The organism is Streptomyces sp. 7R007, from assembly GCF_054850255.1.
In genome coordinates this window covers 1-912 of sequence record NZ_JBTWMV010000149.1, presented here as the reverse complement: position 1 = coordinate 912, position 912 = coordinate 1, and the positions used below count along the sequence as shown (strand labels likewise).

The following is a 912-nucleotide window of genomic DNA, read 5'->3' as shown; positions in this document are numbered from 1 at the left end:
CCCGATGATCGCGATCGGCTCGGGCGCGGCCGACTCCAGCTCCTGCAGACGCTCGCGCGCGGTGCGCAGCTCCGCGGTGACCCACTTGAGGTTGTCGAGAAGCCTTTCCTCGGTCGACATGCGGCCGTGCTCCTTCGAGGTGCGGGTGGTCAGGACTTGCCGAACTCTTCGGAAATGAGGGCGAACATGTCGTCCGCCGTCGCGCTCTCCAGGTCACGGCCGGACGCGGTCGGGCCGCCGCTCCACGCGGTCACCAGGGACCGCATCCGTACGGCGATCCGCCGGCGCGCGGCGGCGTCCACCTCGCCCGCGGCACACGCCGCCTCCCACCGGGCGAGCTCGGCCAGGATGGAGCCCTCGGTCGGCACGTCCTGGCCGGCCAGCCGTGTGTGCAGGTAGCCGGCGAGTTCCCGGGGGGTGGGCCGGTCGAAGACGACGGTCGTCGGGAGCTGGAGTCCGGTGCTGGCGTTGAGCTGGTTGCGCAGCTGGACGGCGGTGAGGGAGTCGAAACCGAGTTCCTGGAACGGCTTGTGCGGCGGTACGTCGCCGGGCGACGGCAGGCCGAGGGTGGCGGCCGCCTGGGCCTGCACGTGCCGCAGCAGAATGTGCTCCCGCTGACCGGCCGGGGCCTCGGCGAGTTCCTCGACCAGTGGCGCCGCCACGGCTGTGCCGCCGGTGGCCGGTCGGTTGTTCTCGGGGAGGTCGGCGAGGAGGGGGGAGGGCCGTACGGCGGTGAAGGTGGGGGTGAACCGCGTCCAGTCGATGTCGGCGACGGTGAGCGCGGGCGTGTTGCCGGTGATCGCCTGGTGCAGGGCTCGGGTGGCCAGGTCGGGGTCGAGCGGACGGACGCCGAAACGGGAGAGGAACGCCGTGGAGGCCTGGTCGGCGACCATCCCGACGTCGCCCCACAGG

At 72.7% G+C, this 912-nt stretch carries 2 protein-coding genes; both read right to left on the bottom strand.

Annotated features, from left to right (window positions below; translation table 11 throughout):
- Positions 1–120, bottom strand: a 120-nt coding sequence (locus tag ACYF6T_RS44530) for a polyketide synthase docking domain-containing protein (protein ID WP_461703701.1), incomplete at its 3' end; no start/stop codon positions are given.
- Positions 121–149: 29 nt separating this feature from the next.
- Positions 150–912, bottom strand: a 763-nt coding sequence (locus ACYF6T_RS44525) for an acyl carrier protein (protein ID WP_461703700.1), incomplete at its 5' end; no start/stop codon positions are given.